The 24,618-nt window shown below is 63.2% G+C and carries 21 protein-coding genes; 5 read left to right on the forward strand and 16 right to left on the reverse strand.

Annotated elements, in window-relative coordinates:
• Positions 1-131: 131 nt before the first annotated feature.
• The 4 genes from L1P09_RS04195 to L1P09_RS04210 form a co-directional block, all read right to left on the reverse strand.
• Positions 132-1,211 (reverse strand): polyamine ABC transporter substrate-binding protein, encoded by a 1,080-nt coding sequence (locus L1P09_RS04195; RefSeq protein WP_029885066.1) that lies wholly within the window; start codon positions 1,209-1,211, stop codon positions 132-134.
• 52 nt (positions 1,212-1,263) lie between these two features.
• Entirely contained in the window at positions 1,264-1,605 is a 342-nt protein-coding gene (locus L1P09_RS04200; protein WP_009685143.1) for a cupin domain-containing protein, read from the reverse strand.
• Positions 1,606-1,636: 31 nt separating this feature from the next.
• Positions 1,637-3,043: an NAD(P)/FAD-dependent oxidoreductase gene (locus L1P09_RS04205; protein WP_029885065.1), complete on the reverse strand. Its 1,407-nt coding sequence runs from the start codon at positions 3,041-3,043 to the stop codon at positions 1,637-1,639.
• Between the two features lie 64 nt (positions 3,044-3,107).
• Complete coding sequence (locus L1P09_RS04210) at positions 3,108-3,908, reverse strand: AraC family transcriptional regulator (RefSeq protein WP_235768519.1); 801 nt, start codon at positions 3,906-3,908, stop codon at positions 3,108-3,110.
• A gap of 211 nt (positions 3,909-4,119) precedes the next feature.
• Here L1P09_RS04210 and L1P09_RS04215 point away from each other — a divergent pair, with 211 nt between their 5' ends.
• On the forward strand, positions 4,120-5,019 hold the full coding sequence (locus tag L1P09_RS04215) for a hypothetical protein (protein ID WP_029885064.1): 900 nt from the start codon (positions 4,120-4,122) through the stop codon (positions 5,017-5,019).
• Positions 5,020-5,336: 317 nt separating this feature from the next.
• Here L1P09_RS04215 and L1P09_RS04220 read toward each other — a convergent pair whose 3' ends face one another.
• The 9 genes from L1P09_RS04220 to L1P09_RS04260 all read right to left on the reverse strand — a co-directional run bounded on the left by L1P09_RS04220 (position 5,337) and on the right by L1P09_RS04260 (position 17,030).
• Positions 5,337-6,305, reverse strand: a complete 969-nt coding sequence (locus L1P09_RS04220; protein WP_029885063.1) for a peptide ABC transporter ATP-binding protein — start codon at positions 6,303-6,305, stop codon at positions 5,337-5,339.
• A complete protein-coding gene (locus L1P09_RS04225) occupies positions 6,305-7,273 on the reverse strand; it encodes an ABC transporter ATP-binding protein (protein WP_029885062.1) in 969 nt (322 codons plus the stop codon). The genes L1P09_RS04220 and L1P09_RS04225 overlap by 1 nt, the downstream gene beginning before the upstream one ends.
• 10 nt (positions 7,274-7,283) lie before the next feature.
• The gene (locus L1P09_RS04230) at positions 7,284-8,210 is read right to left on the reverse strand and encodes an ABC transporter permease subunit (protein WP_009685150.1); all 927 of its coding nucleotides are present in this window, start codon (positions 8,208-8,210) and stop codon (positions 7,284-7,286) included.
• A gap of 10 nt (positions 8,211-8,220) precedes the next feature.
• A complete protein-coding gene (locus L1P09_RS04235) occupies positions 8,221-9,231 on the reverse strand; it encodes an ABC transporter permease subunit (protein WP_009685151.1) in 1,011 nt (336 codons plus the stop codon).
• A gap of 90 nt (positions 9,232-9,321) precedes the next feature.
• On the reverse strand, positions 9,322-10,932 hold the full coding sequence (locus L1P09_RS04240) for an ABC transporter substrate-binding protein (protein ID WP_029885061.1): 1,611 nt from the start codon (positions 10,930-10,932) through the stop codon (positions 9,322-9,324).
• A gap of 78 nt (positions 10,933-11,010) precedes the next feature.
• Positions 11,011-12,390: an OprD family porin gene (locus tag L1P09_RS04245; RefSeq protein ID WP_029885060.1), complete on the reverse strand. Its 1,380-nt coding sequence runs from the start codon at positions 12,388-12,390 to the stop codon at positions 11,011-11,013.
• Positions 12,391-12,536: 146 nt separating this feature from the next.
• Positions 12,537-14,129 (reverse strand): ABC transporter substrate-binding protein, encoded by a 1,593-nt coding sequence (locus tag L1P09_RS04250; RefSeq protein ID WP_029885059.1) that lies wholly within the window; start codon positions 14,127-14,129, stop codon positions 12,537-12,539.
• Between the two features lie 145 nt (positions 14,130-14,274).
• Positions 14,275-15,900 (reverse strand): ABC transporter substrate-binding protein, encoded by a 1,626-nt coding sequence (locus L1P09_RS04255; protein WP_009685156.1) that lies wholly within the window; start codon positions 15,898-15,900, stop codon positions 14,275-14,277.
• A gap of 413 nt (positions 15,901-16,313) precedes the next feature.
• On the reverse strand, positions 16,314-17,030 hold the full coding sequence (locus L1P09_RS04260) for an SIMPL domain-containing protein (RefSeq protein WP_009685157.1): 717 nt from the start codon (positions 17,028-17,030) through the stop codon (positions 16,314-16,316).
• A 201-nt stretch (positions 17,031-17,231) separates the two neighbouring features.
• Between L1P09_RS04260 and L1P09_RS04265 the strand changes: the two genes are divergently transcribed.
• From L1P09_RS04265 to L1P09_RS04280, 4 genes are all read left to right on the forward strand, one after another.
• On the forward strand, positions 17,232-18,488 hold the full coding sequence (locus L1P09_RS04265; protein WP_009685158.1) for an ATP-binding protein: 1,257 nt from the start codon (positions 17,232-17,234) through the stop codon (positions 18,486-18,488).
• Positions 18,488-19,048: a response regulator transcription factor gene (locus tag L1P09_RS04270; protein ID WP_029885058.1), complete on the forward strand. Its 561-nt coding sequence runs from the start codon at positions 18,488-18,490 to the stop codon at positions 19,046-19,048. Before L1P09_RS04265 ends, L1P09_RS04270 begins: the two co-directional genes overlap by 1 nt.
• 152 nt (positions 19,049-19,200) lie before the next feature.
• Positions 19,201-20,142 (forward strand): AEC family transporter, encoded by a 942-nt coding sequence (locus L1P09_RS04275; RefSeq protein WP_029885057.1) that lies wholly within the window; start codon positions 19,201-19,203, stop codon positions 20,140-20,142.
• A gap of 56 nt (positions 20,143-20,198) precedes the next feature.
• Positions 20,199-21,560 carry an amino acid permease gene (locus tag L1P09_RS04280; RefSeq protein ID WP_054905734.1) on the forward strand — a complete coding sequence of 454 codons (1,362 nt, stop codon included), beginning with the start codon at positions 20,199-20,201 and terminating at the stop codon, positions 21,558-21,560.
• A gap of 16 nt (positions 21,561-21,576) precedes the next feature.
• Here the strand turns inward: L1P09_RS04280 and L1P09_RS04285 are convergent, their stop codons facing one another.
• The 3 genes from L1P09_RS04285 to gatB form a co-directional block, all read right to left on the reverse strand.
• Positions 21,577-22,620 carry a calcium/sodium antiporter gene (locus L1P09_RS04285; protein ID WP_235768942.1) on the reverse strand — a complete coding sequence of 348 codons (1,044 nt, stop codon included), beginning with the start codon at positions 22,618-22,620 and terminating at the stop codon, positions 21,577-21,579.
• A gap of 60 nt (positions 22,621-22,680) precedes the next feature.
• Positions 22,681-23,055 (reverse strand): septal ring lytic transglycosylase RlpA family protein, encoded by a 375-nt coding sequence (locus L1P09_RS04290; protein WP_054881438.1) that lies wholly within the window; start codon positions 23,053-23,055, stop codon positions 22,681-22,683.
• Between the two features lie 110 nt (positions 23,056-23,165).
• Entirely contained in the window at positions 23,166-24,611 is a 1,446-nt protein-coding gene (gatB, locus tag L1P09_RS04295; protein ID WP_029885532.1) for an Asp-tRNA(Asn)/Glu-tRNA(Gln) amidotransferase subunit GatB, read from the reverse strand.
• Between the last annotated feature and the right edge of the window lie 7 nt (positions 24,612-24,618).

A 24,618-nucleotide genomic window follows, 5' to 3' on the forward strand; every position in this document is an offset into this window, starting at 1 on the left:
TATTGGATTTGGGGCTGCCTTGCAGCCCTTCGCGGGCACGCCCGCTTCCACAAGGCTATCACTGCCCTCAGCTCTGGTGATATCCCTGTGGGAGCGGGCGTGCCCGCGAAGGGCCGCAAAGCGGCCCCATTTCAATTCCCGGCCTTGATACTGGTCCAGATCCGCGTCCTGATACGGTCGATCTTGGCCGGCATCGCCTCCAGCGCATACAGCTTGCCCATCACGGCCTCGCTCGGGTAAATCATCGCATTGCCTTTCAGCGCAGGGTCCACCAGCCCGTCTGCCTTGAGGTTGCCGTTGGCATACTGCACATGGTTGCTGATGTTGGCCATCACCTCCGGCTGCATCAGGTAGTTCATGTAGGCATAGCCAGCCTTTTCATCCGGCGCATCGGCCGGCATGGCCACCATGTCGAACCACAACGGCGCGCCTTCCTTGGGTATCGAATAGCCCACCTTGACGCCGTTGTGCGCCTCTTCGGCGCGGTTCTTCGCCTGCAGCACATCCCCCGAGAAGCCCACCACCACGCAGACATCGCCGTTGGCCAGGTCGCCAGTGTATTTCGAGGAGTGGAAGTAGCTGATGTAGGGCCGTACCTGCATCAACAGCGCCTTGGCCTTGTCGTAGTCTGCCGGGTTCTGGCTGTGGTGCGGCAGGCCCAGGTAGTGCAGGGCAATCGGCAGCAGCTCGGGGCCGTTGTCCAGCACCGCTACACCGCAGCTTTTCAGCTTGCTCATGTATTCGGGCTTGAAGATCAGGTCCCACGAGTCCAGCGGCGCGTTGTCGCCCAGTACCGCCTTGACCTTGTCGATGTTGTAGCCGATTCCGGTGCTGCCCCACAGGTAGGGGAAACCGTACTGGTTGCCCGGGTCATTCACCTCCAGCGCCTTGAGCAGCACCGGGTTGAGGTTCTGCCAGTTGGGCAGCTGCGACTTGTCCAGGCGTTTCAAGGCCTTGCCCTGGATCTGCCGGGCCATGAAGTGGTTGGAGGGGAACACCACGTCGTAGCCAGAGTTGCCGGTCATCAGCTTGCCGTCGAGGGTTTCGTTGCTGTCATACACGTCGTAGGTGGGCACGATGCCAGTGGCTTGCTGGAAATTTTTCAGCGTGTCGGGTGCCACGTAGCTGGACCAGTTGTAGATTTTCACCGTTTCGGCGGCACTGGCCACACTGGCGGCCAGCATCAAGGGTGCAAGAAGGCGTGTGCGCATGTCGGGGTTACCTTGCTTTGTCTGTCGTTATCGAAGGCAGGCGATTAGCGGATCAGAAAATCAGTACGTAGGTCTTGCGCACGGTTTCCTGGATGTCCCAGGTGCCGGTGCTATTGGCCGGTAGCATCAATGCGTCTCCGGCTTCTATAAGCAGGGGCTCGCCACCGTCGGGGGTGAAGGTGCAGCGGCCCTTGATGAAATGGCAGAACTCCTGTTGCACGATCTGCCGCCGCCAACGCCCGGGGGTGCACTCCCAGATACCGGTTTCGACGCCGTCGTCGCGTTCCACGCTGGTGACCGAAGCCACTGCCACGGGTTCGCCGAGCGGCACCGCTACCGGGCTGGCGCTAGCCAGTGCGACGCTGTCGGTATTCTTGAACTGGGTGATGCGCATGACCGGTGGATCCTGTGTTGGGGAAAGGGAATCAGTGCATGAAGCCTTCCATGAAGTCCGCGAGCGAGCTGGCCAGGCGCCGCCTCCAAGGCGCGCTGGCGGGGTTGGCGAGGGTCCGGTCCTCGTGGACGAAGCTCTGGATGATTGCGTTGTAGCCCAGCCAGCGGCAGGGCTCGGGGGGCCAGCTGGCCAGGCTTGAAACCGGGCGGTTGTCGAGCACCCACGGTTGCGCCGTCAGCGCGTTGTGCTGGTTGAGGATCAGGGCCGCCAGGGTCCGCCCGCCCAGGTTGGTGGCGCCAACGCCTTCGCCGCCGTAACCGCCGGCCAGGGCGATGCCGCGCTGGCGGTCGCAGAGCATGTGTGGGCGGAAGCGCCGCGCCATGCCAAGGTTGCCACCCCACGAGTGGGTGATGCGCACATGCTTGAGCTGTGGGAACAGTTCGCTGAACAGGTAGCGGCGCAGCTCGATTTCGTGTTCGTCGAGGTTGAAGTTTTCACGCAGGCGGCCGCCGAAGCGGTACCCGCCCCGGGCGCCGAATACCAGCCGGTTGTCGGCCGTGCGCTGGCCATAGGTGACCTGGCGGCTGCTTTCGCTGAAGGCCTGGCCCTGGCTCAGGCCGATCTGTTCCCAGGTCGCCTCGGGTAGTGGCTCGGTGGCCACCAGCAGGCTCTGCACCGGCAGTTGGTGTTTGCCCAACGGTGGCAGGCTGGCGGCGTAGCCTTCCACGGCGGGCACCACCCATTGGCAGCGAATGCGCGCCAGTGGTGTACGCACCTCACCCGGTTGCCAGTCGATGGCTGGGGTATTTTCGTAGATCGGTACACCCAGCGCTTCCAGCGCCCGGGCCAGGCCCCGGGCGAGCATGGCCGGCTGAATGGTCGCCGTGTGCGGGCTGTAGATCGCGCCATAGGCGTTGCTGACCCGTAGCTGCGCGTCCAGCTGTTCGGGGCGCAACCAACGGTAGTCGTCTTCGGTCATGCCCTGGCGGTACAGGTCGTCGAGGTAGGCGCGCAGGCTGCGTTCCTGTTCCGGGTAGCGCGCGGCGCAATACAGCACGCCCCCTTTGCGGTAGTGGCAGTCGATGCCTTCGCGCTGCAGCACGCTGTGCACCTCGTCCGGAATCCCGTGCAGCAGGTCGATGCTGGCGCGGCGCTGCTGCGGTGACAGGCTGGCGAGCAGGCGGTCTTCGCCGAGCAGGTTGCCCATCAGCCAGCCACCGTTGCGCCCAGAGGCGCCGAAACCGGCGATGTTGGCATCGATCAGTGCAATGTTCAGCTGGGGTGCCTGGCGCTTGAGGTAGTAGGCGGTCCACAGCCCGGTGTAGCCCGCGCCGATGATGCACACATCCGCGTCCAGGTCGTCGCGCAGGGCCGGGCGGGCGCACAGCGGCTCGTCGAGCTGGTCCATCCACAGGCTGAGCGTGCGCAGGGGTTGCATCGGGTTCGGCTCCACGTCCGTCAAGGTCTGTGGCCGATCCTAGTCGGGCGAGTGGGCGGCTGTCTTACGTGCGTGCACGCAGGGAAATTTGCTTCAGGTAGGCCTTGGGTGTGAGCCCGGTGTGTTCACGGAAGCACTTGTAGAACGCCGACAGCGAATTGAAGCCAGCGTTGAACGCCAGGTCATCGATGGGTGTTCCGGCGCTGTTGTCATCAAGGCTGGCCATCAGGTGCTGCAGGCGCGCCTGGTTGACGTAGCGGTAGAAGCTTTGCCCAAGCACCTGGTTCAGCAGGTAGGAAATCTGGTTGCGACTGTAGCCACTGGCATCGGCAACTTGCTGCAGATCCAGTTCAGGGTCCAGGTAGGGGCGCTGGCGCTGAAAATAGTGTTCCAGGTCCTGGGCCATGGTCGACAGCTGCCGCGGTGACAGGCCCAGGCGGCTGGTGGCTGGCCGCGCGCCGCCGGTGCCCGCGGTGTTGCCGTGCTGGCGCACCAGGGTCGCATATTCGTTGACCCGCCAGATCAGGCCGTCCCTCACCGTAATTGCCTCGCTGGACTGAAACGCCACCAGGCCATCGCCGCCCTGCACCGTAACCTGGTACTGGATGAACGCGGTGCAGCCATCGACGCGGATACGGTCACTGTGGACGATGTCTTCGCCGGCTTCGTGGGGTAGGCAGGCGCGCACGTAGGCGCGCAGTTCGCGATAGCCCAGCACGCGGTTCTGGAAGAAGTCGTGATACTGGACATCGGGGTGATAAAGCGCCATCACGCCGTCGAGGTCACGGTGCTTCCAGCACAGGTGGTAGCGCAGCACGGTCTCGGCGGTGAGTGGGGTCTGGGCGGGGTCATCGGGAAGCGTCATGGCTGGATCATGCCTTGCCGGCCAAGCCATCACAAGAATGCAGAACACCTGATGGATAGGGCGCTTTCGCGCATTTTGCACGGTTCAGCAGGCGGCCAGCGAGCTAAGCCACTGATTTGTATGGGCGTCATTTTTTGTCACAGCTGGCACAGCTACTGCAAAGGTTACTGCGCGAATGGAATTCTCGCTAACAACATAAGGCGCACACATCATGATCACCTCTGCCGACTACCCCGCTGTCGATACGCAAAGCCGTTCAGGTGTTTCCTGGGCGGCCATCTTCGCTGGCGCGGCTGCTGCCGCATCCGTTTCCCTCATCCTTGTGGTACTGGGCGCGGGATTGGGCTTCGCCGCCACCTCGCCTTGGGCTGACGAAGGGGCGAGTGCCAAAGCCCTGGGCGTTTCTACCATTGTCTGGCTGCTGCTCACGCAGATCATCGCATCGGGCATGGGCGGTTATATTGCCGGCCGGCTGCGGGTGAAGTGGGCGAACCTGCACGGTGACGAGGTGTACTTCCGCGATACCGCGCATGGCTTCCTGTCGTGGGCAGTGGCCACCCTGGTCGCCGCCATGCTGGTGCTGGGTGCGGCGGGCAACCTGGTAGGTGCCGGGGCCAGCGCTGCGTCGCAAGCGGCCACGGTGTCTGCTGCCGCAGGTGCATCGGCGGCTACCGGCAGCAACAATGACTCGATGGGGTACTTCGTCGACAGCCTGTTCCGCGGTGACGGCCCGGCGCCAGTCAGCGAAGACGCCGCCAATGGGGTTGCCGCGCGCATTCTGGCCAAGGGCATTGCCGGGGACGGCGCATTGCCTCCGGAGGACCGTACCTACCTGGCGCAGTTGGTGGCGCAGCGTACCCGCCTGACCCAGGCCGAAGCCGAAGCTCGCGTGGACCAGGTAATGGCTCAGGTGCAGCAGCTGAAAAACGATGCCAAGCAAGCGGCCGACACTGCCGCCAAGGTAGCTGCCTGGACTGCCCTGTGGACCTTCGTCGCGCTGCTGTGCGGCGCCTTTATCGCCAGCGTCGCGGCCCTGTATGGCGGCCGCCTGCGCGACCGCGTGCAGTGGCTGGAAGGCGACTACGTCACTACCCGCACCGTTCAACGTTAAGCAAGGAGAATTATCATGCGCTCGATATTGCTGTGGATGCTTGGAGTACCGATTCCCGTGATCATCCTGATTGCACTGTTCATGCACTGACAGTAAGGGCGGCCCAGGCCGCCCTTTGCTATTGCCACCATTGACGGAGGTTGAACATGCGCTCGATATTGCTGTGGATGATCGGCGTGCCGATACCGGTGATTATCCTGATCTGGATTTTCATGCATTGAGCGGCTGGGGGCCGCGGTGCGGCCCATCGCGGCGCAAGGCCGCTTCTGCAGAGGTCGCGTGAACCTCACGCCAGCGCAGACCGCTCTGGCAACTGATTAAAGAAACTGCTCCGCGTAATGACAGGCCACTTGCCGTGTACCGACTTGCCTGAACGCCGGCACGTCCTTGGCGCAGCGCTCAGTGGCATGTGGGCAGCGCGTGTGGAACGCGCAGCCGTCCGGCGGGTTCAGCGGGTTGGGCAACTCCCCGGCAATTCTGATTTTCGGCTTCAGCGGGTCGGGATGAATCGCCGGTGTCGCTGACAGCAGTGCCTGGGTGTACGGGTGCAGCGGCTTCTCGTAGATGTCCTCCTTAGGCCCCATTTCCGCAGGCCTTCCCAGGTACATCACCAGCACCTGGTCGGCCACGTGCCGCACCACCGCGAGGTTGTGCGAGATGAACACGTAGGCGGTGTTGAACTCCTTCTGCAAGTCCATGAACAGGTTCAGTACCTGTGCCTGGATCGACACGTCCAGCGCGGAAGTCGGTTCGTCTGCCACCAGTACCTTGGGCTGCAGCATCATCGCCCGGGCCAGGGCGATGCGCTGGCGCTGGCCGCCAGAGAACATGTGCGGGTAGCGCTGATAATGCTCGGGGCGCAGGCCGACCTGCTCCATCATCTTCTGCACCTTGTCTCGCCGTTCGGCCTTGCTTAGCGAGGTGTTGATCAGCAAAGGTTCGGCCAACTGGTCGCCAATCTTCTGCCGCGGGTTGAGCGAAGCGTAGGGGCTCTGGAATACCATCTGCACGTCGCGGCGCAGTTGCTTGCGCTGGGCCTTGCTGGCGCCAGTGACTTCGGTGCCGGCAATTTGCAGGGAGCCGGAAGACGGCTCTTCGATCAATGTCAGGGCGCGGGCCAGGGTCGACTTGCCGCAGCCAGACTCACCCACCACCGCCAGGGTCTTGCCGGCCTCCAGCTCGAACGACACGCCGTTGAGCGCGCGGACCAGTGCGTGGCCTTTGAACAGCCCGCGGGATACTTCGTAATGCCGGGTCAATTCCCGGGCAGTCAGAACCACGGCCATTACGCCACCTCCTGGTTCAGCGGGTAGAAGCAACGCACCAGGCTGTGCGCCTGAGGGTCGAGGGGCGGGCGCTGGCGCCGGCAGTTGTCCTGTACATAAGGGCAGCGCGGCGACAGCAGGCAGCCCACGGGCCGGTCGTAGCGGCCAGGCACGATGCCGGGCAGGGTAGCCAGGCGTTCGGCGCCAAGGCTGTGTTCGGGGATGGCCGCCAGCAGGGCTTCGCTGTAAGGGTGGGCCGGCAGGTCGAACAGCTCCGGAACCTGGCCAACTTCCACCGCCTGGCCGGCATACATCACGCACACCCGCCTGGCCGTTTCGGCGACCACGGCAAGGTCGTGGGTGATGAGGATCAGCGCCATGTTGCGCTCTTTCTGCAGGTTCACCAGCAGTTCCATGATCTGCGCCTGGATCGTCACGTCCAGCGCGGTGGTGGGCTCATCGGCGATCAGCAGCTTGGGTTCGCCGGCAATCGCCATGGCAATTGCCACACGCTGGCTCATGCCGCCGGACAACTGGTGCGGGTAGGCATCCAGGCGGCTTTCCGCCGCCGGGATCTCGACCTTTTTCAATAGCTCAAGGGCACGTTGGCGCGCTGCCTTGCCCTTCAGGCCCAAGTGTTGGCGCAACACCTCCTCGATCTGGAAGCCTACCGTGTAGCTGGGGTTCAGTGCGGTCATCGGGTCCTGGAAGACCATGGCGATGTCCTTGCCCACCACCTTGCGCCGTTGCCGGCCGCTGAGCTTGAGCATGTCGGTGCCGTCGAACGTGAGGGCGTCGGCGGTAATGCGCCCAGGCGCATCGATCAGGCCCATCAGGGCCATCATGGTGACCGATTTACCCGAGCCGGACTCGCCAACGATCGCCAGGATCTCGCCGGCGTCCACCGCCAGGTCCAGGCCATCGACCACCGGTACGGCAGTGGCGTCGCCGAAGCGCACGTTCAGGTTGTTGATCTGTAACAGTGACATGGCGTTCTCCTCAGGCGGCGTTCTTGAGTTTCGGGTCCAGCGCATCGCGCAGGCCGTCGCCCATCAGGTTGATTGCCAGCACACTGAGCAGAATGGTCAGGCCGGGCAGGCTCACCACCCACCAGGCACGCTCGATGTAGTCACGCGCCGAAGCCAGCATGGTGCCCCACTCGGGGGTGGGCGGCTGCACGCCCAGGCCAAGGAAGCCCAGGGCGGCGGCGTCGAGGATCGCCGAGGAAAAACTCAAGGTGGCCTGCACGATCAACGGTGCCATGCAGTTGGGCAGCACCGTGACGAACATCAGGCGTGGCAAGCCGGCGCCGGCCAGGCGTGCGGCCGTGACGTAGTCGCGGTTCAGCTCGCCCATGACGGCGGCGCGGGTCAGGCGCACGTAAGAGGGCAGCGATACGATGGCGATCGCAATCACCGTGTTGATCAGGCCTGGGCCGAGAATGGCGACGATCGCCACCGCCAGCAGCAGCGACGGCAGGGCCAGCATCACGTCCATCAGGCGCATGATCGACGGGCCCAGCAGTTGCGGGAAGAACCCGGCCAGCAGGCCTAGCAGGATGCCCGGGATCAGCGACATCACCACCGAGGACAGGCCGATCAGCAGCGACAGCCGCGCGCCCTGGATCAGGCGTGAAAGCAGGTCGCGGCCGAGTTCGTCGGTGCCAAGGATGAACTGCCAGGTGCCGCCCTCCAGCCACACCGGTGGGGTCAACAGGAAGTCGCGGTACTGCTCGCTTGGGTCATGGGGGGCGACCCATGGCGCGAACAGCGCGCAGAACACCACCAGGCACATGAACGCCAGGCCCATCACCGCGCCTTTGTTGCGCGCGAAGGCTTGCCAGAATTCTTTGTACGGCGAAGGGTAGAGCAGGCTTTGGTCCACCGGGCTGGCCGGCGACACGGATTTCGGAATCGGGCTAGTCATGGCAAGGGCCTCAGCGCTGATGACGGATGCGTGGGTTGGCCAGGCCGTAGAGAATGTCCACGACGAAGTTGACCAGGATTACCAGGCAGGCGATCAGCAGGATGCCGTTCTGGACCACGGGGTAGTCACGGGCGCCGATGGCTTCGATCAGCCATTTGCCGATGCCCGGCCAGGAGAAGATGGTTTCGGTCAGCACCGCACCGGCCAACAGCGTGCCGACCTGCAGGCCGAACACGGTGAGCACCGGGATCAATGCGTTGCGCAAGCCATGCACGAACACTACCCGGGCCGGCGACAGGCCTTTGGCACGGGCTGTACGGATGTAGTCCTCGCGCAGCACTTCAAGCATCGATGAGCGGGTCATGCGCGCGATTACCGCCAGCGGGATGGTGCCGAGCACGATGGCAGGCAGAATCAGGTGCATCACTGCGTCCTTGAATGAACCTTCCTCATCGCTGAGCAGGGTGTCGATCAGCATGAAGCCGGTTTTCGGCTCGATGTCGTAGAGCAGGTCGATGCGCCCGGACACCGGGGTCCAGCCCAGGCTCACCGAGAAGAACATGATCAGGATCAGACCCCACCAGAAGATCGGCATCGAATAGCCCGCCAGGGATATGCCCATTACCCCGTGGTCGAACAGCGAGCCGCGTTTGAGCGCCGCGATCACCCCGGCCAGCAGGCCGACCACGCCAGCGAACAACAGCGCGGCAAAGGCCAGTTCCAGGGTGGCCGGGAACAAGGTCAGGAACTCGCGCCACACGCTTTCGCGGGTGCGCAGCGATTCACCCAGGTCGCCCTGGGCCAGCTTGCCGACATAGTCCAGGTACTGGACCGGCAGGGGTTTGTTCAAGCCCAGGCGCTCCATGGCCTGGGCATGCATTTCGGGGTCGACCCTGCGCTCGCCCATCATCACTTCCACCGGGTCGCCGGGGATCAGGCGTATGAGCGCGAAAGTCAGCAACGTGATGCCGAAAAAGGTCGGTATCAGCAGGCCAAGGCGCCGGGCAATAAAACTCAACATTGTCGGGGTTACCTCATCAGACCGTACGGCCAGCAGCACGCTACGGCAGTGCCGCCGGTTCCCTGCTGGGCGCCGGCGGTCGTCGTTGTTCTACTTCACCCGGGTGGTGGCGAAGTTGTTTTTGGCCAGAGGGCTGATCACGTAGCCCTCTACATTGTCACGCATGGCGGTGAACATCTTCGGGTGGGCCATGCTGATCCACGGTTGGTCGTCATCGTACACCTTCAATGCCTCGCTATAGAGCCTTGCCCGTTCGTCGTTGTCGACCACCTCGCGGGCTCGGCTGATCAGCTCCTGAAACTTAGGGTTGCACCAGCGCGCATAGTTCTCGCCGGTCTGGGCCGCCTCGCAACTGAGCAGGGGGGTGAGGAAGTTGTCCGGGTCGCCGTTGTCGCCCGCCCAGCCGGTGGACACCAGGTCGGCTTCACCGCGCTTGGCGCGGCGCAGCATCTCGGCCCACTCCATCACACGGATATCCAGCTTCAGGCCGATCTGGCCGAGGTCGGCCTGCAGCATCTCGGCCGACAGGCGCGGGTTGGGGTTGGTCATGCCACCGCCGTTGCGGGTGAACAGGGTGATGACGGTGCCCTCCGGCACACCCGCCTCCTTGAGCAGGGCGCGCGCCTTGGCAAGGTCACGCGGCGGGTTCTGGTTGGCCGGGTTGAAGCCCATCATGCTGGGCGGGTAGGGGTTCACCCCGACCAAGGCATTACCTTTGCCGAACAGCTGGTCGACGTGGGTCTGGCGGTCGAATGCCATGTTGATGGCTTTACGCACACGCACGTCGCTGAGGTACTTGTGCTGGGTGTTCATGGCAACATAGCCGGTCACCAGCGCTTCGGTTTCGGCCACCTTGAGGGTGCGGTCGGCCTTGATCGAGGGCACGTCGTCCGGCTTGGGGTACAGCGCCACCTGGCACTCGTTGGCGCGCAATTTCTGCAGGCGCACATTGCTGTCGGTGGCAATGGCGAAGATCAGGGCGTCGGCCGGCGGTTTGCCGCGGAAGTAGTCGGGGTTGGGTTTGAAGCGGACCTGCGCGTCCTTGTTGTAGCGCTGGAAGATGAACGGCCCGGTGCCGATGGGTTTGCTGTTCAGCTCGGCGGTCTTGCCGGCCTTGAGCAACTGGTCGCCGTATTCTGCCGAATAGATAGAGGTGAAGCCCATGGCCATGTCATGCAGGAACGGTGCTTCGGGGCGGGTGAGGGTGATCACCACGGTATGCTCGTCGGTCTTGTCCACCGCCTTGAGCAACTGGCTGAAGGCCATGCTCTCGAAGTACGGGTAGCCGACGCTGGTCTTGTCGTGCCACGGGTGCGCCGGGTCCAGCTGGCGCCGCAGGCTCCACAGCACATCGTCGGCGTTGAATTCGCGGGTGGGTGTGAAGTAGTCGGTGCTGTGGAACTTCACGCCCTTGCGCAGGTGAAAGGTATAGGTCAGGCCATCTGCTGAAATGTCCCAGCGCTCGGCCAGGGCCGGCTCGATGTCGGTGGTCCCGGGCTTGAAGTCCACCAGGCGGTTGAACAGTGTTTCAGAGGACGCATCGAAGGTGACGCCGGTGGTGTACTGGACCACGTCGAAGCCCTCCGGGCTGGCTTCGGTGCAGACCACCAGCGGCTTGGCCGCCAGTTGCGTGGCACTGCCGAGCACCAGCGCAGCCAGCGCCAGGCGTAGCGGTCGCGACTTGATGAAAACTCTGTGCATGGGTTGAAGACTCCCTGCGTGCATTGATTCCAGCGTAGCCGCCAAGGCCCGCCGTGCAGCGGGCCGTGGCGCAAACGGTCAGAGAATGTTGAATGGGATGGTGGTGACCACGCGGAACTCGTCCAGGCTGCCATCGGCCTGCGCCTTGCTGGCGCGGTGCGTGGTGTAGGTGGCGCGGATACTGGTGTCCTTCAACGGCCCGCTCTGCACCGCGTAGCTGGTGCCGATACCCCACTCGTAGTGGGTTTCGCCATCCAGGCCCCTCACGTCATAGGCGGTGCCACGGTAGTGGGTGCCATCGATGCCCCAGCCGCGGGCGTTGTACAGGTTGAACTTCAAGCCTGGCACGCCGTAGGGCGCCATGTTCAGCACGTAGGAAATCTGCAGGGATTTCTCGTTCGGGCCGTTGAAGTCCGAGAGCAACGAGTTGGCCAGGAAAATGCCGTTGGTTTCGTGCAGGTAGTCGAAGTATTCGTTGCCGTTGACCTGCTGCCACGAAGCACTGAGGGTGTGCGCCTGGTGGGTCAGGCCGAACGACAGGCTGTAGGTGTCGTTGTCGATCTTGCCCATTTTCTGGCTGCCGGCGTCGACTGTCTTGTAGTAGTTCAGGCCAGTGGTCAGGCTGAGCACCGCACTGTCGCCAAGCACGTGGTTGGCGCCGAAGTAGTACTGGTTCCAGAAGTCATCGACTTTGGTGGCGTACAGGCTGGTGCTCAGGCTCTTGAACGGCTGGTAGTTGATGCCGGCAGTGCTGGCACGGTCGGTTTCCACGCCAGTGGCGCTGTACTCGCTGCGGAACTTGCTGAGGCTTTGCTCGGTACGCGGCGAGACGCGGTCGAAGGTGCCCAGGTCGAAGTTGAGGTTGTCGAACTCGGCACTGTGCAGGAACACGCCCTGGAAGCTCGACGGCAGGGCACGGTTGCCGATGTAGGCGATCATGGGTGTGTCCACCGATTGCCGGCCCAGGGTGAGGGTGGTGTTGGACACGCGTGCCTTGATGTTGCCCAGGCCCAGCTTGCTCCACTGGCCGATGGGGTCGCCGTCGCTGTGGGTGAGGGTGCGGTTGTTGGGGCCGGCTACGGCCTGGCGGCTCTGCTGCAGCGCAATCGCATTGTAGCCGGCGGCCTCGACGGCGATGCCGACGGTACCCTCGGTAAAGCCGGAGCTGTAGTTGAGGATGGTGCCCTGCACCCAGTTCTCACGGCTGTGGGTGTCGTGGCGGGTGCCGTCGTTCTTGTAGTACTTCCACAGGGGGGCGCGCGCCGCGCGTTCGCGGGCGTACCAGTTACGGGTGCTGCCGGACAGGTTCTGCCCCTCGATAAAACCGCTGGCCTGGGCTTGCTCGCTGGTGCTCTTGAGGGTGATGGGAATGAACGCCTGGCTTTGCGGGTCAGCCTGGGCCACGGTGGTCACTGCACTGATGGATAAGGCCAGTGCGCTCAAGGTGAATAGTTTCAAGTTGAAGCTCCCTTTCTTTTCTAGTTATGGCCGGCCTTGTGGGCCGGGTGCTTGCTGCGGTGTTGCCAGGGTTGCCGCGGGGTTGCCGGGCTTGATCCGGACGCTGTGTTGCCTGTACCGGCGAAGCGGCCGGTGCAGGTTGGCCATCAGTCAACACTCACACCGGAGAAATCATTGCGCCCAAACGGGCTGACCTTGAATTGGGAAACCTTGACGCTGAGCGGCTGGTTGACGGTGGAATGGGCCACCGGGGTGATCGGCACCTGCTGCTTGAGGCGCTGCTGTGCCTGCTGGTACAGGGCGCTGCGTTGCACCGGGTCGCTCACGCGCTTGGCCTGCATGACCAGGCTGTCGTACTGCGGATCGCACCACTGCGAGTAGTTGTTGCTGCCAATGGCGGCGCAGCTGTAGAGGGTGCCCAGCCAGTTGTCGGGGTCGCCGTTGTCACCGGTCCAGCCGATCAGGGCGATGTCGTGCTCGCCGTTTTTCATGCGCTTTATGTATTCCCCCCACTCGTAGCTGACGATGCGCACCTTGAGGCCGAGTTTGTTCCAGTCGGCCTGCAGCATTTCGGCCATCAGCTTGGCGTTGGGGTTGTACGGGCGCTGCACCGGCATGGCCCACAAGGTGACCTCGGTACCTGGCGCTACGCCGGCCTGGCGCAGCAGTTGGCGGGCCTTTTCCGGGTTGTAAGGGGCATCCTTGAGGCTGTTGTCGTAGGACCATTGGGTCGGTGGCATGGCGTTGACTGCCAACTGGCCGGCGTCCTGGTACACCGCCTGGATGATGGCTTGCTTGTTCACCGCCATGTCCAGCGCCTGGCGTACTTCCAGGCGGTCGAACGGTGCATGGCGGGTGTTGTAGGCGATGTAGCCGAGGTTGAAGCCCGGCTGCTGCAGCACCTGCAGCTGGCTGTCGGCGCGAAGGGCCGGCAGGTCGGCCGGGCGCGGGTGCAGGGTGACCTGGCATTCGTTGCGGCGCAGTTTCTGGATGCGCACCGAGGGGTCTACGTTGATCGAAAACACCAGGTTGTCGAGCTTTACCTGCTCGGGGGCCCAGTAGGCCTTGTTGCCCTTGTAGCGGATCTGCGAGTCTTTCTGGTAGCGCTGGAACACGAACGGGCCGGTGCCGATCGGGTGCTGGTTTATGTCACTGGCACGCCCGCTGGCCAGCAGCTGCTCGGCGTACTCGGCAGAGAGGATCGAGGCGAAGCTCATGGCCAGGTTCTGAATGAATGCGGCATCCACCGCGTTCAGGGTGAACACCACGGTCAGAGGGTCGCGTTTCTCGACCCGGGCGATGTTCTTGTCCAGGCCCATGCTGATGAAATAGGGGAACTCGGTGGGGTAGGCCTGGCGGAACGGGTGGCCTTTGTCGAGCATGCGGTTGAAGGTGAACAACACGTCGTCGGCATTGAAGTCGCGGCTGGGCGTGAAGGCCTTGTTGCTGTGGAACCTGACCCCTTCACGCAGGTGGAAGGTGTAGTTCAAGCCGTCGTCGGACACCTCCCAGCGGGTAGCCAGGGCAGGGTGCACGGCGGTGCCGCCACGTTCGAACTCGACCAGGCGGTTGTAGATCGGTTCGGCGGCGTCGTTGTCGGTGGCGGTGGTGTACTGGGCGGTGTCGAAACCGGCAGGGCTGCCTTCGGAGCAGAACACCAGGCTGTTGGCGTACAGGTGGGGGGCCTGGCTGATCAGGCCCAGGGCCAGCAGGGCAGCAAGTCGGGTGGCGTGGCGCATGGCAAGTCCTTTTCCTCTGTTTGCACCGCCTACGGGTACGAATGGCGGCAACAGTGTGCCGACCCCGCAGCGGATAGCTGCAGGCCGACAGAAATCAGTGATTGGAGGGGAGGGCACCCACCGCCTGGCGGGTGCCGGGGCTACCCTATTTGTCCACGCTGACGCCGTAGAAGGCGTTCAGCGCGAACGGGCTGATCTTGAAGTCCTTCACCTTGACGCTCATCGGCTGGTAGACGGTGGAGTGGGCGATCGGGGTGATCGGCACCTGCTCCTTGAGGATGCGCTGTGCCTGCTGGTACAGCTCGGTGCGCTTGGCTTGGTCGGAGGTGGCCTTGGCCTGTTTGATCAGGCTGTCGTAGGGCTTGTAGCACCACTTGGAGAAGTTGTTGCCGTCAATGGCATCGCAGCCGTAGAGGGTGCCTAGCCAGTTGTCCGGGTCACCGTTGTCGCCGCTCCAGCCAATCAGCATGGCGCCCTGTTCGCCGGCTTTGGAGCGCTTGATGTACTCGCCCCACTCATAGCTGACAATTTTTGCCTTGATGCCGATCTTGGCCCAGTCGGACTGCAGCATTTCGGCCATCAGCTTGGCATTGGGGTTGTACGGGCGTTGCACGGGCATGGCCCACAGGGTGATTTCGGTGCCTTCCTTGATGCCGGCTTCCTTGAGCAGTTGTTTGGCTTTTTCCGGGTCGAACGGTGCGTCCTTGATGCTGGTGTCATACGACCACTGCGTGGGCGGCATGGCGTTGACCGCCAACTGGCCGGCGCCCTGGTAGACCGACTCGATGATGCGCTTCTTGTCCACGGCCATGTCCAGCGCCTGGCGCACTTTCAGCTGGGCCATGGGGTTGGGCTGGTTGCTGCCCTTGATCTGGTCCATCACGTTATAGGCGATGTAACCCAGGTTGAAGCCGGCCTGCTGGGGCATCTGCAGGTTCTTGTCGGCCTTCAGCGGCTCGATATCGGCCGGGCGTGGGAAGAGGGTGACCTGGCATTCGTTCTTTTTCAGCTTCTGCATGCGTACCGAGGCGTCGGTGGTGATGGCGAAGATCAGGTTGTCGATCTTCACGTCCTCGGGCTTCCAGTAGTCCTTGTTGCCCTTGAAGCGGATCTGCGCGTCCTTCTGGTACTTGCTGAACACGAACGGGCCGGTGCCGATCGGCTTCTGGTTGATGTCGGCGGCCTTGCCGTTCTTGAGCAACTGGTCGGCGTATTCGGCGGACTGGATCGAGGCAAAGCTCATGGCCAGGTTCTGGATGAACGCTGCATCGACCTCGTTGAGGGTGAACTTGACGGTGTGCTCGTCAAGCTTCTCCAGCTTGGCGATGTTCTTGTCCATGCCCATGTCGGTGAAGTACGGGAACTCGGTCGGGTAGGCCTTGCGGAAGGGGTGGTCCTTGTCGAGCATGCGGTTGAAGGTGAAGAGCACGTCGTCGGCGTTGAACGGGCGGGTCGGCTTGAAGTAGTCGGTGGTGTGGAACTTCACCCCCTCGCGCAGGTGGAAGGTGTAGGTCTTGCCATCGTCGGACACGTCCCAGCGGGTGGCCAGGCCGGGTATCACTGCAGTGCCGCCGCGTTCGAACTGCGTCAGGCGGTTGAAGACGGTTTCGGCCGAGGCGTCGAAGTCGGTGCCGGTAGTGTATTGCCCTGGATCGAAGCCGGCCGGGCTGCCTTCGGAGCAGAACACCAGGTTGGACGCGGCAAGTGCCGACGGAGCACCGGTGAGCAAGCCTGCACCGAGCAGGAACGGTATGACTGCGTGTTTGAGCATGGTGGCCTCATTTTTGTCATTTTTCGAGTGAGGTGGCCTCGTGAGCCGACCTGCGGATACTTATGCAGGGGATGTTCCCAATGCAACAGGTACAAGGATAGTTGGCGCCTGGAATGTGGCACGAACGTACATGGATGTCGCATCGCTATAACTTTCGGCGAAGTTAAACGTTTGCGTGGGCAAAATGATGGCTTTTTTCGAGGTGTTTCGAGGCGGGAATTTTGTAGGATGCACCTGAACGGTGCGTAAGAAAGGTCTGAAACGCTTTTTTCAGCCCCCCACACGGCCCCTGTAGGAGCGGCCTTGCGTCGCGATGGGCCGCGCGCAGCGGCCCCCTGTGCAGCACACTGCTACAACAGGGGAGCGCCCCCGCCCCGTCGCGACCCCAGGCCGCGCATATCGGCGCTAGTTGCTTAAGGCATCTGCACTTCAATCAACCCATCAGCATTCATGCTCACCTCGCTGGTACCGGCTTCGATGTCGGGCGCCGGCGCCGCTTCATCTGCGCTCATGGCCTTCATGGCCATGGGGGCGCTGCGCAGGTACGGCCGTGGGTAGCCGCTGCTGTTCAGGTTCAGGCTGACCACTTTGTAGCCTGTGCCGCCCAAGGCTTGCGTGGCCAGTTGTGCACGGGCCTTGAACGCATCCACGGCATCCTTGAGCAGCTCGTCTTCGCTGGACTTGCGCGTGGCCGGCGCGATGGAGAAGTCCATGCCACCCATTTTCAGCTCTTGCAGCAGGTCGGCGGTCAGTTGCGAGAGGGCCGGGAAATCGGCGCTTTCCAGGCGCAGCTCGGCGCGCTCACGCCAGCCGGTGATCTTCTGGCCTTTGCTGTCGTAAACGGGGTAGCTGTTGCGGCTGCCCTGGCTGATCTTCACATCCTTGACCTGGCGCGACTGCTGCACGGCCTTGTTCATGGTTTCTGTGATCTGCTTGGCGAGCTTGCCGGGGTCGCTGTTCTGCGCTTCGCTATACAAGGTCACGACCATCAGGTCGCGCGCCACTTCCTTGCTGACCTCGGCGCGCAGCGATACCTGGTTGTAGCGCGGTTCATCGGCCGCCAGTGCCGGCAGGCTGGCGAGCAGGCCGCAAGACATGATCAGGGCGGCGCCGTGACGTGGAATGTGCATGTGGTACTCCTTGGCAATAAAAGGCGTGGTCGCTGGTCATCCATGCCACGCATGGCCAATCAGACCGGCATCAGTGTAGTGGGTTCAACAGTGCCATCATGACAGTGTGACAAAGTGTGGCGCTTTGCCGCAGCGCTGCAGCAGGGGGCCCGGCTTCGGTATACTCCAGCCGATTTTCTGGAGCACTCATCAGGAGAGCTCATGCTCGCCGCCGTACAACCGTTGTCCGCTACCCGCCAGAACCTCTGGCGCCTGACCGTCATTCGTGTGCTGGTCCTGGCTGCCCAGGCCGGCTCGGTCGGTGTCGCCTACTGGACCGAACTGCTGCCCTTACCCTGGCTATCGCTGGCCGGTACCTTGGCCTTGTCGTCGCTGCTGTGTGCCTTCACCGCCCTGCGCCTGCGCTTGTCGGTGCCCGTCACCGAAATGGAATACGCCCTGCAGCTGGCCTGTGACCTGTTGATCCACAGTGCCTTGCTGTATTACTCCGGCGGTTCGACCAACCCGTTCGTGTCCTACTACCTGGTACCGTTGGCCATTGCCGCAGTGACCCTGCCGTGGCTGTATTCGCTGATCCTGTCCGGTATTGCCCTGACCGCCTACAGCTTGCTGCTGGTGCAGTTCTACCCGCTCGAAGGCCTGCCCATGGCGCGGGACAAGATGCAGGTGTACGGCATGTGGCTGAGTATTGCCCTGGCGGCGGCGGTGATCACCTTCTTCGCGGCACGCATGGCTGAAGAGCTGCGGCGCCAGGAGCAATTGCGCTCCGAGCGGCGTGAAGAAAGCCTGCGCGACGAGCAGTTGCTGGCCGTAGCCACCCAGGCCGCCGGCGCCGCTCATGAGCTGGGCACGCCGCTGGCCACCATGAGTGTGCTGATCAATGAAATGCGCCAGGACCACACCGACCCGCTGTTGCAGGAAGACCTGCAAATCCTTCAGGACCAGGTGAAGCTGTGCAAGGAAACCCTGCAGCAACTGGTACGCGCCGCTGAAGCCAACCGCCGCCTGGCGGTGGTCGAGCAGGATGTCACCGCCTGGCTGGACGAAGCGCTGAACCGCTGGCACCTGATGCGCCCGGAAAGCAGCTACCGCTTCCAGCGCCTGCGTGACGGCCAGGTGCCGCGCCTGACCCCGCCACCGGACCTGACCCAGGCGCTGCTGAACCTGTTGAACAATGCGGCCGATGCCTGCCCCGATGACCTTGAAGTGCGCCTTGACTGGGACGCTCAGGATATCGTGATCAGCATCCGCGACCATGGCCCTGGCGTGCCGCCGGCCATTGCCGAAGCCATCGGCAAACCCTTCATTACCACCAAGGGCAAAGGTTTCGGCCTGGGCCTGTTCTTGAGCAAGGCCAGCGTGACCCGTGCGGGCGGTTCGGTAAAACTTTATAGTCATGAGCAGGGTGGCACCCTGACCGAACTGCGCCTGCCCTATGGCAAGCGAGGAGATGAATGATGAGCGAAGAAAACCAGGTCGAGAGCGAAGAGCTGCCGCACCTGCTGCTGGTGGATGACGATGCCACCTTCACCCGGGTCATGGCGCGCGCCATGAGCCGTCGCGGGTTCCGCGTGAGCATTGCCGGTTCCGCCGAAGAGGGCTTGATCCTGGCCCAGCAGGACCTGCCGGATTACGCCACGCTGGACCTGAAGATGGACGGCGACTCCGGCCTGGTGCTGCTGCCCAAGCTGCTGGAGCTGGACCCGGAAATGCGCGTGGTGATCCTGACCGGTTATTCGAGCATTGCCACGGCAGTGGAGGCGGTCAAGCGCGGCGCCTGCAACTACCTGTGCAAACCGGCTGATGCCGACGACGTGCTGGCGGCGTTGCTGTCGGAGCACACCGACCTGGACACGTTGGTGCCGGAAAACCCGATGTCGGTCGACCGCCTGCAGTGGGAGCATATCCAGCGAGTGCTGACCGAGCACGATGGCAATATCTCGGCCACCGCACGGGCGCTGGGCATGCACCGGCGGACCTTGCAGCGCAAACTGCAGAAGCGTCCGGTTCGGCGCTGATTCATATTGCCTGTACCGGCCTCATCGCTGGCAAGCTGGCGATAGGGCCGGTGTGGACAGAAATTTATCTGTAACACCCCGCGATCCCCGCAAATCCCGGCTGTTGGCGTATCATTGCCACCTGACGGCAACCCCTCCAGGATCGCTAGCGCATGCTCGCCCTTCTCATCCAGACGCTGAATATCACGGCACCGGTTTTCGCCATGCTGTTCATGGGCGTGCTGCTCAAACGCATTCGCCTGATCGACGATAACTTCAACCAGGTCGCTTCGCAGCTGGTGTTCAACGTGTGCATGCCGGCCCTGCTGTTCCTGGGCATCTACCACGCTGACCTGGCTACGGCGGTCCAGCCCGGGGTCATCCTGTACTTCATCGCAGCGACCCTGATCGGCTTCGCCCTTGCCTGGGGCATGGCTATCTGGCGCAGCCCCATGGCCGATCGCGGTATCTATGCCCAAGGCGCCTTTCGCGGCAACAACGGCGTCATTGGCCTGGCCTTGGCCGCCAGCCTGTACGGGGACTATGGTATTTCTCTGGGGGCGGTACTCGCCGGCGTGGTCATCCTCATGTACAACTCGCTGTCCGCGGTGGTGCTGGCGGTGTACAGCCCGGACCTCAAGTCCGACCCCTGGAGCATCTGCAAGAGCATTTTCAGCAACCCGCTGATCATCAGCGTATTGGTGGCCACCCCGATGGCCTACGGCCAGGTGCCGCTGCCCAACTGGCTGCTCACTTCAGGCGACTACCTGGCGCAGATGACCCTGCCACTGGCGCTGATCTGCATCGGCGGCACCCTGTCGCTGGCGGCACTGCGCGACAGTGGCCGCCTGGCCATCGATGCCAGCCTGGTGAAGATGGTGTGGTTACCGCTGCTCGGCACCCTGGGTGCCTGGCTGTGTGGTTTTCGCGGTGCCGAGCTGGGCATCCTGTTCCTGTACATCGGTAGCCCGACGGCGGCCGCCAGCTACGTGATGGCGCGCGCGGCCAACGGTAACCACCAATTGGCGGCGTCGATCATCGTGATCACCACGTTGATGGCAGCAATCACCACCAACATTGGTATTTTCATCTTGCAGTGGGGCGGATGGATCTAGATCCTTGACTGCAAACAACAGCAACAGCACTGCCTCACTGAGCTAAAGGACACTTCATGCAAGACCAGAGCACGCCCGAGCGGTTACAGCGCGGGCTGAAGAATCGCCACATCCAGCTGATTGCGCTGGGTGGGGCCATCGGTACCGGGCTGTTTCTGGGCATCGCCCAGACCATCCAGCTGGCTGGCCCATCGGTACTGCTGGGTTACGCCATCGCCGGCCTGATGGCCTTCCTGATCATGCGCCAGTTGGGTGAAATGGTGGTGGAAGAGCCGGTTGCCGGTAGCTTCAGCCATTTTGCCCACCAGTACTGGAGCGAGTTCGCCGGTTTCGTCTCGGGCTGGAACTACTGGGTGGTGTACGTGCTGGTCGGCATGGCCGAGCTCACGGCTGTGGGTATCTACGTGCAGTACTGGTGGCCGGAATTCCCGACCTGGGCCACTGCGGCGATCTTTTTCGTGGTGATCAACCTGATCAACCTTACCCAGGTCAAGGTCTATGGCGAAATGGAGTTCTGGTTCGCCCTGGTCAAGGTGGTGGCCATCGTTAGCATGATCGGCTTCGGTGCCTGGTTGCTGAGCAGCGGGCAGGGCGGCGCCGATGCCAGCGTTGCCAACCTGTGGCAGTACGGCGGGTTCTTCCCTAATGGCGTCAGCGGCCTGGTGATGGCGTTGGCGGTGATCATGTTCTCGTTCGGCGGCCTGGAGCTGGTAGGCATTACCGCTGCCGAGGCCGACAACCCGCGCCAGAGCATTCCCAAGGCCACCAACCAGGTGGTGTACCGTATCCTCATTTTCTACATCGGCGCGCTGGCCGTGCTGCTGTCGTTGTACCCGTGGCAGAAGGTGGTGCAAGGCGGTAGCCCGTTCGTGATGATCTTCCACGAACTGGACAGCGACCTGGTGGCCACCATTCTCAACATTGTGGTGCTTACCGCGGCGCTGTCGGTGTACAACAGCTGCGTGTATGCCAACAGCCGCATGCTGTTCGGCCTGGCCAGCCAGGGCGATGCGCCGCGCCAGTTGCTGAAGGTCAGCCGCAGCGGCGTGCCCCTGACCGCACTGGGGGTATCGGCGTTCGCCACCGGCTTGTGCGTAGTGATCAATTACCTGATGCCGGGTGAGGCCTTTGGCTTGTTGATGGCCCTGGCGGTATCGGCGCTGGTGATCAACTGGGCGAGCATCAGCATCACCCACCTGAAGTTCCGCAAAGCCAAGCTGGCCGCGGGCATCACCCCGTTCTACAAGAGCCTGGGGCACCCGCTGACCAACTACCTGTGCCTGGCATTCATCGTGTTGATCCTGGTGGTGATGTACCTGACCCCGCCGATTCGCATTTCAGTGATGCTGATACCGGCATGGATTGCCGCGCTGTGGGTGGCCTTCAAGCTGAAGAAGGCTCGCCAGGGGAAGTACTGAGTCGGGCTCATGCCCCTCAATGCTGCCGCCGCCAGGCACGCACGGTGGTGTACAGCAGCACCAGGGCCATTACCGGCAGCACGTAGAACAGCATCAGCCGCTCAAGGCGGCCGGCCAGCGGCAGCCCCATGGTGAAGGCCGCGACGTGCAGGCCATAAGCCAGGTACAGGCACAGGAAGACCAGCCCTTCGGCGCGGGTAATGCGGTAGCCGGAATAGAACACCGGCATACTCAGTACGGCAACGCCGAGCATCACGGGCAGGTCGAACGACAGCGCATTGGGTGAAATCGACAGCGGCTGTGGGGTCACCAGTGCGGTCAGGCCCAGCACCGCCAGCAGGTTGAACAGGTTGCTGCCAATGACCGTGCCCACGGCGATCTCCCGCTCGCCCCGCAGGGCCGCAATCAAGGCAGCGGCCAATTCCGGCAGGGAGGTGCACACAGCGACCACGGTCAGCCCGATGACGCGCTCGGACAGGCCCAGGTCGGTGGCCACCTCGACGGCGGCTTCAAGCAGCAAGTGGCCTGCCAGGGTCAACAGGCCCAGGCCGAACAGCACCTGCAGCACGGTGGCTGGCCAGAAGCGCCCGGCGCTGGCCTGGGCGGCATCGGGGGCAGGGTAGGTGCGTGCGTAATGGCGCGACTGGTGCCAGAGCATGGCCAGGTAGCCCGCCAGGCCCAGCAACAGCAACCCACCTTCGAACCGGCCCAGCTGGCCGTTGGCGCACAGTGCGTAGACCAGGCCGCTGGCGAGGATCATCAGCGGTATGTCCAGGCGTACCAACTGGCGCGAAACCCGCAGCGGAATGATCAATGCGGCCAGGCCGAGCACTACCAGCACATTGAAGATATTGCTGCCGACCACGCTGCCGACCGCTACATCCGGCGCGCCCTGGTAGGCCGCCTGCAGGCTGACGGTCAACTGTGGTGCGGTGCTGCCGAAGGCGACCAGGCTCAGGCCGATGATCAGCGGGCGCACGTGCAGGCGCTGCGCCAGGCGCAGGGCGGCGCGCACCAGCAGTTCGGCGCCGCCTACCAGCAACAGCAGGGCTGTGCCCAGTTGCAGCAGGCTGAAGGTGGGAAGGGTGGCCAAGTCGAAAATGGTCGAACTCCTGTCGCGTCAGTCGCTAAGCCCTTGTACCCGCACCCGCGCTGTGCCGCTACGCAGCATGCCGATTTTTTCGGCGGCGGCGCGTGACAGGTCGATCAGCCGGCCGCGGGTATGCGGGCCACGGTCGTTGATGCGTACCACCACACTGCGCTGGTTGGCCATGTTGGTCACCAGAACGCGGCTGCCAAACGGCAGGCTGCGGTGGGCGGCGGTAAGGCCGTGCTGGTTGAACGGTTCGCCGCTGGCGGTGCGTTTGCCGTGGTGGCGCGAGCCGTAATAGGAAGCGGTGCCGGTCTGGTCGTAACCGCGTGGGTCGATGTCATGGCTGGCGCAGCCGGCCAGGAACGAAAACAGGGCGAGGGTGCCGAGGGATCGTTTTAGCAAGTCAGGTGCTCTCCTAGTGCGACGCTCCCACAGGTCGGCGCTGTACCTGTGGGAGCGGGCATGCCCGCGAACGAGGGCGAAGCCCTCGCAGGACTACAGGGATAAAACAATCACCCTTCGAGCTTGGCCTTGAGCATTTGGTTCACCTGCCCCGGGTTGGCCTTGCCTTTGGAGGCTTTCATGGCCTGGCCGACGAAGAAGCCGAACATCTTGCCACGCTTGGCTTCATCAGCCGCGCGGTACTGTTCCACCTGCTCGGCATTGGCGGCCAGCATTTCGTCGAGCATCTTCTCGATTGCGCCGGTGTCGGTGACCTGCTTCAGGCCTTTGCTTTCGATGATGCTGTCGGCATCGCCTTCACCGCCAGCCATGGCTTCGAACACGGTCTTGGCGATCTTGCCGCTGATGGTGTTATCGCGGATGCGCAGCAGCATGCCACCCAGTTGCGCAGCGCTGACCGGTGCCTGGTCGATCTCCACGCCCAACCTGTTCAGCAGGCTCCCCAGTTCGACCATGACCCAGTTGGCGGCCAGCTTGGCGTCACCGCCAATTTTCACCACTTCTTCGAAGTAGTCGGCCTGTTCGCGGCTGGAGGCCAGCACGTTGGCATCGTAGGCCGACAGGCCGTACTGGTGCTGGAAGCGCTCGACCTTCTGCGGCGGCAGCTCGGGCAGGGCAGCGCGGATGCTGTCGAGGTAGCTGTCTTCGATCACGACCGGCAGCAGGTCCGGGTCGGGGAAGTAACGGTAGTCGTTGGCTTCCTCTTTGCTGCGCATGGACCGGGTTTCATCTTTGTTCGGGTCGTACAGGCGGGTTTCCTGCACCACCTTGCCGCCATCCTCGATCAGGTCGATCTGGCGCTGGATCTCGCTGTTGATGGCACGCTCGATGAAGCGGAACGAGTTGACGTTCTTGATCTCGCAGCGGGTACCGAATTCAGCCTGGCCTTTCGGGCGGATCGACACGTTGCAGTCGCAACGCAGCGAGCCCTCGGCCATGTTGCCGTCGCAGATGCCCAGGTAGCGCACCAGTGCGTGGATCGCCTTGACGTACGCCACGGCCTCCTTGGCGCTGCGCATGTCAGGCTCGGACACGATCTCCAGCAGCGGTGTGCCGGCGCGGTTCAGGTCAATGCCGGTAGAGCCGCTGAAGTCTTCGTGCAGGCTTTTGCCTGCGTCTTCTTCCAGGTGCGCGCGGGTGACCCCGATGCGCTTGATGGTGCCGTCTTCCAGGGCGATGTCCAGGTGGCCCTTGCCGACGATCGGCAGGTCCATCTGGCTGATCTGGTAGCCCTTGGGCAGGTCCGGGTAGAAGTAGTTCTTGCGCGCGAACACGTTGCGCTTGCCGATCTCGGCATCGATGGCCAGGCCGAACATGCAGGCCATGCGCACGGCTTCCTGGTTCAGCACCGGCAAAACGCCCGGCATGCCCAGGTCAACCAGGCTGGCCTGGGTATTCGGCTCGGAGCCGAAGGTGGTAGCGCTGCCGGAGAAGATCTTCGACTGGGTGGCGAGCTGAGTGTGGATTTCCAGCCCGATCACAACTTCCCATTGCATGTGTGAA

Source organism: Pseudomonas juntendi (genome assembly GCF_021560075.1).
Taxonomy (GTDB): domain Bacteria; phylum Pseudomonadota; class Gammaproteobacteria; order Pseudomonadales; family Pseudomonadaceae; genus Aquipseudomonas; species Aquipseudomonas juntendi.